Source organism: Delftia sp. JD2, from assembly GCF_001682645.1.
Classification (GTDB): domain Bacteria; phylum Pseudomonadota; class Gammaproteobacteria; order Burkholderiales; family Burkholderiaceae_C; genus Comamonas; species Comamonas acidovorans.
On sequence record NZ_LFJT01000004.1, the window covers coordinates 192,200 to 201,065 of the forward strand.

Sequence of the window (8,866 nt, forward strand, 5' to 3'; positions counted from 1 at the left end):
GAAACGGGAGAACCATCTCGTTACCGTTCTTGCGAGATGCCGGCATTTGTTGCCAGTTCGTGTGCGTAGCATCGGATTTTTCCGAAGGAGACCCACCCATGGCTGTTCAGAACCCGTTCTTTGGCAAGCGCGACAACGATGCTTTCACCTCCCGCAACACCCTGGGCAGCGGCACAGGCGCCGCCAGCACGGGCGGCAGCCCTTCGGGAGCCGTCATGCCCAGCTCCAGCGTGACCAGCCCGGCATCCACCCAGCGCCAGGCCTCGCCTGTGTCGCAGGACTCTCCGGGCAGCAAGCTCACCGTGGGCCCCAACATCAAGCTCAAGGGCGTGGAGATCACCGATTGCGACACGCTGGTGGTCGAAGGCACGGTGGAGGCCACCATGGACTCGCGCGTGATCCAGATCGCCGAGCAGGGCGCCTTCCATGGCACGGCCGAGATCGATATCGCCGAGATCCATGGCGTGTTCGACGGCACGCTGACCGTGCGCGAGAAGCTGGTCATCTACGGCACGGGCAAGGTCAGCGGCAAGATCCGCTACGGCAAGGTGGTGATCGAAGAGGGCGGCGAGCTCACGGGCCAGATCGAGGCCGGCTCCTCGCCGCGTTCATCTTCGGGTTCGGCCGTGGCGTCCAGCGCCTCCAGCCTGTCCTCTTCCTCGTCGGCCGTCTCCAGCGACAGCGCCGCCAGCAGTTCCGCTGCCCTGGCTGCGGCCACCGCAGCGGCCTCGCTGCAGCCGCGCGTCACGCCGTCGCTGGCATGAGCCATCTCTGCTGCCGGAAATGAAAAAGCGACCTGCGAAGGTCGCTTTTTTCATGGCTGCAGAGGTGGGGCTGGTTCAGCCGGCCTGCTGCTGCTTGCGTTCTGCATTGCGCTCGGCCGCTGCGCGCCAGGAGCGCACTTGGTCGTTGTCCGGCAGCGACTGGGGCTTGCCCTGGCCGTCGATGGCCACGTAGGTCAGCAGGGCTTCGGTCACCTTGACGAAGCGGCCCTGGTCGGCAAAGCGCTCGGCATAGACCTCGACATCGACCGTGACCGAGGTGCGGCCCACGCGCTGCACGCTGGAGTAGAACGACAGGATGTCGCCCACGCGCACGGGCTGCTTGAAGATGAACTCGTTCACGGCCACGGTGACCATGCGGCTCTGGCCCAGGCGCGAGGGCAGCACGGAACCTGCCAGGTCGACCTGCGCCATGACCCAGCCGCCGAAGATGTCGCCATTGGCGTTGACATCGGCGGGCATGGGAATGACCTTGAGAACCAGCTCCTTGTCTGCGGGCAAGGGATGGGGCGGGAGGTCGGGGCGGGGTGGCATGGGCACAATCGGGTCAATATAACAACCGAGAATTGTCTTTCATGCGACGCGAGAGCGCTTCCCCTACGGATTTACCCTTAGTCCCAACCCCGGCACCGTCGCGGGACTGGAACGCGCTGCGGCGCCTGCTGCCCTACCTGTGGCAATACAAGTGGCGCGTGCTGGCGGCGCTGGGCTTCATGATCGGGGCCAAGCTCGCCAACGTGGGCGTGCCGGTGCTGCTCAAGCACCTGGTCGATGCGCTGGATCTGAAGGCCGGCGATGCCCGCGCGGTGCTCGTCGTGCCCGTGGCCCTGCTGCTGGCCTACGGGCTGCTGCGCTTTTCCAGCTCGCTGTTCACCGAGCTGCGCGACCTGGTCTTTGCCAAGGCCACGCAGGGCGCCTCGCGGGCGATTGCGCTGTCCACCTTCGAGCACCTGCATGCGCTGAGCCTGCGCTTTCACCTGGAGCGCCAGACCGGCGGCATGACGCGCGACATCGAGCGCGGCGTGCGCAGCACCGAGTCGCTGATCTCGTATTCGCTCTACAGCATCCTGCCCACCTTCATCGAGATGGCGCTGGTGCTGGGCATCCTGGCGCTGCGCTTCGACATCTGGTTCGCGGTCATCACGCTGGCGGCGCTGGTGTTCTACATCACGTTCACCGTCACGGTGACCGAGTGGCGCACGCGCTTTCGGCGCGAGGCCAATGCCCAGGAGTCGGCGGCGCACACCAAGGCCATCGACTCGCTGCTGAACTACGAGACCGTCAAGTACTTCGGCAACGAGGGCTTCGAGGCGCGGCGCTATGACGAGAACCTGGAGGCGCTGCGCCGCGTGCGCCTCAAGAGCCAGACCACGCTGAGCATGCTCAACTGCGGGCAGCAGCTGATCATCGCCACGGCCCTGGTCGCCATCCTCTGGCGCGCCACGCAGGGCGTGGTGGACGGGCGACTGTCGCTGGGCGACCTGGTCATGGTCAACGCCTTCATGATCCAGCTCTACATCCCGCTGGGCTTTCTGGGTGTGATCTACCGCGAGATCAAGCAGAGCCTGACCGACCTGGAGCGCATGTTCACCCTCATGGACAAGGAGCGCGAGGTGGCCGACGCGCCCGGCGCCCGGCCCCTGCCGGCCGACGGCGCACCGCCCGAGCTGCGCTTCGAGCATGTGGACTTTGCCTATGACCCCGAGCGGCCCATTCTCAAGGACGTGAGCTTCACCATTCCGGCCGGCAAGACCGTGGCCGTGGTCGGCCCTTCGGGCTCGGGCAAGAGCACGCTGGCGCGGCTGATCTTCCGCTTCTACGACGTGCAGTCCGGCCATGTGCGCATCGCCGGGCACGACCTGCGCGAGCTGACCCAGGACAGCGTGCGCGGCGCCGTGGGCATCGTGCCGCAGGACACGGTGCTCTTCAACGACACGGTGGAATACAACATCGCCTACGGCCGCCCCGGCGCCAGCCGCGACCAGGTGGTGGCGGCCGCGCGCGCCGCGCGCATCCACGACTTCATCGAGGCCACGCCCCAGGGCTATGCCACGCGCGTGGGCGAGCGCGGCCTCAAGCTGTCTGGCGGCGAAAAGCAGCGGGTGGCGATTGCGCGCACCCTCCTCAAGGACCCGCCCATCCTGATCTTTGACGAGGCGACTTCGGCGCTGGACTCGGCCAACGAGCGCGCCATCCAGGCCGAGCTGCAAAGCGCCGCGCGCAACAAGACGGCGCTGGTGATTGCCCACCGCCTGTCCACCGTGGTCGATGCGCACGAGATCCTGGTCATGGACGCGGGCCGCATCGTCGAGCGCGGCACCCACGCCCAGCTGGTCGCGGCGGGCGGGCGCTATGCGGACATGTGGGCGCTGCAGCAAAGCGGGGAGCCCGCCGTGCTGTAGCGCGGGGCGGCCGAGGGACCGGGCGGCCGGGTGGCCGGGCGCCTGGACGGCTTCAGGGCTTGAGGTGCGTGACCAGGAACTGCTCCATGGCCTCGTAGAACTCGAACTTGTTCTCGTCGTTGTGAAAGCCGTGGCCCTCGTTGTCCTTGACCATGTACTGCACCTCGACGCCGCGCTCGCGCAGCGCCTTCACCACCTGGTCGCTCTCGTCCTTGTTCACGCGCGGATCGCGCGCGCCCTGGGCGATGAACAGCGGCGCCTTGATGCGGTCCACATGCAGGGCCGGCGAGGTGGCGGCCAGGCGCTCCCTGTCGCGCTCGGGATCGCCCACCATGGCGTGCATCTGGTCCAGCAGCGGCTTCCAGTAGGGCGGAATGGTCTTCATGAAGGTGAACAGGTTGGACACGCCCACATAGTCCACGGCCGCCGCATACAGGTCGGGCGTGAAGGCCACGCCGGCCAGCGTGGCATAGCCGCCATAGCTGCCGCCGTAGATGCCGATGCGCGCAGGGTCGGCAATGCCCTGGTCGATCAGCCAGTGCACGCCGTCCGTGATGTCGTCCTGCATCTTCAGGCCCCACTGGCCGAATCCCGCTTCCCAGAACGCGCGGCCATAGCCCGTGGAGCCCCGGAAATTCACCTGCAGCACGCAGAACCCCCGGTTGGCGAGGAACTGCACCTCGGGGTTGTAGCCCCAGCCGTCGCGGGCCCAGGGGCCGCCGTGCGGGTTGATGATGCAGGCCAGGTTCCTGGGCTCGCGGCCGGCCGGCAGGGTCAGGTAGCCGTGGATGGTCAGGCCGTCGCGGCTGGTGTAGCTGACGGGCTGCACGCGCGACATGGCGGACTCGGGAATGGCCGGGTTGATGTCGGCCAGCTTGGTCAGCGCATCGGCGGCCGCGTCGTAGATGTAGCGCGCGCCCGGCGTGCGGTCGTTGAAGGCGGCGACGATGAACTTGTCCTCGGCGCGGTTGGCGCCCTGGATGGCGAAGTCGTAGCCCGGCAACTGCGCAGCCAGCCGGCCGTACAGGGCTTCGGTCTCGGCATCGAAGAAGCGGTACTGCGGCTTGTCGGTCTGGTAGGCGGCCAGGGTCAGCACGCGGCGCTTGCGCGAATAGGCCGCCGCGCCCAGATCGACTTCTTCGGGCACGAAGATTTCCTCTTCCTCGTCGGGCCGGGCCGGGTCGATGACCACCAGGGCCAGCTTGTCGCGGCCCCGGTTGGACAGGGCGTAGAGCCTGCGGTCATCGAAGGTGAAGAAGGCCGGGCTGACGCTGGTGCGGTAGTCGGTGGTGATCAGGGGCTGGAACTCGCCGGCCTCGTCGTCGCGGTAGAGCAGGGCGCTGTTCAGGCCGTCGCTGGCCACGGCGGCCCGCACGCGGCCCGCATGGTCGGTCTGCCAGCCGACGATGTTGCCGGGGTTCTGCGCCACCAGTTGCGCCGCGCCCGTGTGCACGTTCACGCGGTACACGTCGAAGACCTCGGCATCGCGCCGGTTGTGGCTGATCAGCACATGGTCGGGGTCGTCTTCCAGGTCGTCCTCGATGCTGGCGCGCACGCCGTCCCAGGGCGTCAGGTCGGTGGCTTCGCCGCTGCGCGCGTTGACCGCCAGCACGTGGAAGTTCTCGTCGCCGCCGAAGTCCTTCTGGTAGAGCACCACATCCGAGCCCTTCCAGAAGAAGTTGCTGATGTCGCGCTCGGTCTCGGCCGTGATGCGGCGCGGCTCGCCCACAGGGGTGCTGCCCGCCAGCGCCTGCACATGGATGTTCATGCGCGCCGGATGGCCGTCCACGCTGACGGGCTGCATGAAGCCCAGCATGCTTCCGTCATCGGCCAGGCGGAAGAAGCCGCGCTCCGGATTGCGGAAGAAGTCCTTGATCGGATAGGCCTGCGGAGCCTGCGCATCGGCGCTGGCATCCCGTGCCAGGTTGAGGATGTGGGCGGCCATGGCGGGGTGTCGGGAAAACGTCGGCAAGGGTGACCTCCTGGGTTGCAGCGGCAGGGGAAAAAGGGAGCCGGCCATGATGCCATGGCGATGTATACAAACAGGCGGGTCACTGTCTTTGCCGGGATTGGTTGTATACATTTGATTGGTGTTTTCCCGTGTTTTTGCGGGAAAATGCACCATTAATCGCCTTGGATGTATACATTCACGCCATTCCATCCAGACAAAGCCCCATGAGCCCCCAGCTTGCCCCCGCCGCCTCCGAAGCGGAAAGCCACTCCCAGGTCATCAAGGCCCAGCTGCAACTGCGCGAGATGATTCTTGCGGGCGAACTGCCCGCAGGCGAGCGCATCGCCGAGCTGACCGTGGTGCAGCGCCTGGGCATCTCCCGCACGCCGGTGCGCGCCGCGCTGATGCGGCTGGAGCAGGAAGGCCTGCTCGAAGCCATGGCCGGCGGGCGCGGCTACCGCGTGCGGCTGTTCTCCGAGGCCGATGTGGCCGATGCCATCGAGCTGCGCGGCACGCTGGAAGGCCTGGCCGCGCGCTGGGCGGCCGAGCGCGGCGTGGCCGAGCCGCTGCTGGCGCAGGCCGGCCGCTGCCTGGATGCCATCGACCGTGTGCTGGAGACGGCCGACTGGGGCGATGAGGCCTTCTCGCGCTATGTGGCGCTGAACTCCGAATTCCACGACCTGCTGCACTCCATGGCCGGCAGCAGCGTCATGCAGCGCGAGCTGGAGCGCGTGGTGCGCATGCCCTTCGCCTCGCCTTCGGGCTTTGTGCTGGCGCGGGCCGAATCGCCGCGTGCGCGCCACAGCCTGATGGTGGCCCAGGACCAGCACCGCCAGGTGCTGGACGCCATTGCCGCGCGCGAGGGCGCCCGGGCCGAGGCGCTGATGAAAGAGCACTCGCGCATTGCGCGCCGCAACCTGCGCGAGGCCGTGAGCGAGCCCGGCAGCCATGCGGTTCCTGGCGTGCAGTTGATCCGAGCCTGATTCGAGTCTGATCCGCGCTTGATCTGCGCTTGATGTGCGCCGGCGGCCTCGGCCGCCTGCGCCCCAGCCACCGCAGCGCCAAGGACTGCGGACCCCACCCATAAAGGAGACCCCCCATGAGCACATTTCCCAAGAACACCTGGTACGTGGCCGCCACGTCCGACGAGATCCAGGACAAGCCGCTGGGCCGTCGCATCTGCGGCGAGCGCATTGCGTTCTACCGCGCGCAGCACGGCATTGCCGCCGTGGAGGATTTTTGCCCGCACCGCGGCGCGCCCCTGTCGCTGGGCTTTGTCTGCGAGGGCAAGCTGGTCTGCGGCTACCACGGGCTGGAGATGGGCTGCGACGGCAAGACCATTGCCATGCCGGGCCAGCGCGTGCGCGGCTTCCCCGAGATCCGCAGCTATCCCGTCGAGGAGCGCCACGGCTTCATCTGGGTCTGGCCTGGCGACAAGGCGTTGGCCGATGCCGCCCTGATTCCGAAGCTGCCCTGGCACGACAACCCCGAATGGGCCTACGGCGGCGGCATGTTCCACATCCAGGCCGACTACCGGCTGATGATCGACAACCTCATGGACCTGACGCACGAGACCTATGTGCACGCCAGCTCCATCGGCCAGGCCGAGATCGACGAGACGCCCTGCAAGACCGAGACGCGCGGCGAGGGCGCCGATGTCGAGGTCGTCACCAGCCGCTTCATGAACGACATCCCCGCCCCCCCGTTCTGGAAGATGGCGCTGCGCAGCAACGGCCTGGCCGACGAGGTGCCCGTGGACCGCTGGCAGGTCTGCCGCTTCACCCCGCCCAGCCATGTGCTGATCGAGGTCGGCGTAGCCCATGCAGGCCACGGCGGCTACGACGCGCCCGACGAGCACAAGGTCTACAGCATGGTGGTGGACTTCATCACGCCCGAGACCGAGGAGTCCATGTGGTACTTCTGGGGCATGGCGCGCCGCTTCAATCCGGGCGATGCCGAAGTCACCGACCGCATCCGCGAGGGCCAGCACAAGATCTTCAGCGAAGACCTGCAGATGCTGGAGCTGCAGCAGCGCAACCTCAGTGCCCACCCAGACCGCAAGCTGCTCAAGCTCAACATCGATGCGGGCGGCGTGCAGTCGCGCAAGGTCATCGACAAATGGATTGCGCAGGAGCAGCAGGCGGCGGCGGTGGCCGCAGCAGCGGCCCAGCCTGCCGCCGCCGTGGCCTGAGGCTGCCGGCATGGCCAGGCCAGCAGGCGCGGGCGGTGCCGGGGATGGGGTAACCTCGGCGGGCTTCAACCCCAGGGCCGCAAGGCCTGCCGCCACCGATGGTCCACTCCGCCTCCGACCCGCTTTCCATCGACCTCTACGACCAGCCGGGCCATCTGATCCGGCGCGCGCAGCAGATCGCGGCGCAGCTGTTCCGCGACGTGCTGGGGCCGGACGTGACGCCCGTGCAGTACGCCATCCTGCGCATGCTGCAGGAAAAGCCGGGCATCGACCAGGTGACGCTGGCGCGGCTGGTGGCGCTGGACAACTCCACCACGGCCGACATCGCGGCGCGCCTGGAGGCCAAGGGCTGGGTGCTGCGCGAGATCCTGCCCCGGCGCCAGCGGCGCCTGACGCTCACGGCCGAGGGCGAGACCATGCTGGCCGGCTTCGTGCCCAATGTCCACGAACTGCACGAGCGCATGCTGGCCGCGCTCGAACCCCAAGAGCAGGCCGAGTTCAAGCGTCTGCTGCGCAAGTTCGTGCAGTTGCACGACGCACGCGACACCCTCGACGCTTCCTCATCCGACTGACGGCGGCCCGGCCGCCTCCGCGTCCGCGTCTGCGCGGCCCCGCCTGATCGGGGAAATCCCGGTATCTGGCGCAGATTTTCATTCAGTAAACTGAATCACATTCAGCATACGTAATGATGTGCTGAGAACACAAGAAAGCTCCCACAGAGCTTCAACCCAAGGAGACCCACGATGACTGCCTCTACCCCTGTTCCATGGCTGCAGCGGCCTTGCGCCGCCGCATCGTCCAACTGCCCGTTGCGGGAGCTGCGGCCATGAGCGCCGACCTGCGCGCCAGCGTCGACCAGCGGCCCATGACACGCTTCCAGTGGTCGGTCATAGCTCTGTGCATGGTGCTCAACATGATCGACGGCTTCGACGTGCTGGTCATGGCCTTCACGGCCTCGGCCGTGTCGGCGCACTGGCAGCTCAGCGGAGCCCAGCTGGGCTTTCTGCTCAGTGCAGGCCTGTTCGGCATGGCGGGCGGATCGCTGCTGATCGCGCCCTGGGCCGACCGGCTGGGCCGCCGGCCGCTGATCCTGGCCTGCCTGGCCCTCTCGGGCGTGGGCATGCTGGGCTCGGCCTTCAGCCACAGCGCCATCCAGCTTGCGGCGCTGCGCGTGCTCACGGGCCTGGGCGTGGGCGGCATCCTGGCCTGCAGCAACGTGATTGCCAGCGAGTACGCCTCGCAGCGCTGGCGCAGCCTGGCCGTCACCCTGCAGTCCACGGGCTACGCGCTGGGCGCCAGCATCGGCGGCTCCATCGCGGTGTGGCTGCTGGGGCGCCATGACTGGCGCGCGGTCTTCCTGTTCGGCGGCTGCGTGACGCTGGGCGTGCTGGTCCTGGCCTGGTGGCGCCTGCCGGAATCCATGGACTTCCTGCTGGCGCGGCGCCCGGCCGGCGCGCTGCAGCGGCTCAACGCCCTGGTCGGCCGGCTGGGCCTGCCCACGCTGGTGGCGCTGCCGCCTGCCGCGCCCGCATCGGCGGGG

At 67.9% G+C, this 8,866-nt stretch carries 8 protein-coding genes; 6 read left to right on the forward strand and 2 right to left on the reverse strand.

Features of this window, described 5'->3' with window-relative positions:
* The first annotated feature begins 98 nt into the window (after positions 1-98).
* Positions 99-764, forward strand: coding sequence for a polymer-forming cytoskeletal protein (locus tag ACM14_RS03955; protein ID WP_065345393.1), 666 nt, complete (start codon positions 99-101; stop codon positions 762-764).
* A 75-nt stretch (positions 765-839) separates the two neighbouring features.
* Here the strand turns inward: ACM14_RS03955 and ACM14_RS03960 are convergent, their stop codons facing one another.
* Positions 840-1,316, reverse strand: a complete 477-nt coding sequence (locus ACM14_RS03960) for an acyl-CoA thioesterase (protein WP_012203278.1) — start codon at positions 1,314-1,316, stop codon at positions 840-842.
* Between the two features lie 41 nt (positions 1,317-1,357).
* On the opposite strand from ACM14_RS03960, the gene ACM14_RS03965 reads away from it, so the two are divergent.
* On the forward strand, positions 1,358-3,184 hold the full coding sequence (locus ACM14_RS03965) for an ABC transporter ATP-binding protein/permease (RefSeq protein WP_012203279.1): 1,827 nt from the start codon (positions 1,358-1,360) through the stop codon (positions 3,182-3,184).
* Between the two features lie 52 nt (positions 3,185-3,236).
* On the opposite strand, the gene ACM14_RS03970 is transcribed toward ACM14_RS03965, so the two are convergent.
* Complete coding sequence (locus ACM14_RS03970; RefSeq protein WP_139093365.1) at positions 3,237-5,129, reverse strand: S9 family peptidase; 1,893 nt, start codon at positions 5,127-5,129, stop codon at positions 3,237-3,239.
* 230 nt (positions 5,130-5,359) lie between these two features.
* On the opposite strand from ACM14_RS03970, the gene ACM14_RS03975 reads away from it, so the two are divergent.
* From ACM14_RS03975 to ACM14_RS03990, 4 genes are all read left to right on the forward strand, one after another.
* A complete protein-coding gene (locus ACM14_RS03975; protein ID WP_012203281.1) occupies positions 5,360-6,118 on the forward strand; it encodes a GntR family transcriptional regulator in 759 nt (252 codons plus the stop codon).
* A 116-nt stretch (positions 6,119-6,234) separates the two neighbouring features.
* The gene (locus ACM14_RS03980; RefSeq protein WP_065345395.1) at positions 6,235-7,326 is read left to right on the forward strand and encodes an aromatic ring-hydroxylating dioxygenase subunit alpha; all 1,092 of its coding nucleotides are present in this window, start codon (positions 6,235-6,237) and stop codon (positions 7,324-7,326) included.
* A 98-nt stretch (positions 7,327-7,424) separates the two neighbouring features.
* On the forward strand, positions 7,425-7,898 hold the full coding sequence (locus ACM14_RS03985) for a MarR family winged helix-turn-helix transcriptional regulator (protein WP_012203283.1): 474 nt from the start codon (positions 7,425-7,427) through the stop codon (positions 7,896-7,898).
* 254 nt (positions 7,899-8,152) lie between these two features.
* Positions 8,153-8,866: MFS transporter (locus ACM14_RS03990; protein ID WP_139093364.1), on the forward strand; the 714-nt coding region annotated here is incomplete at its 3' end.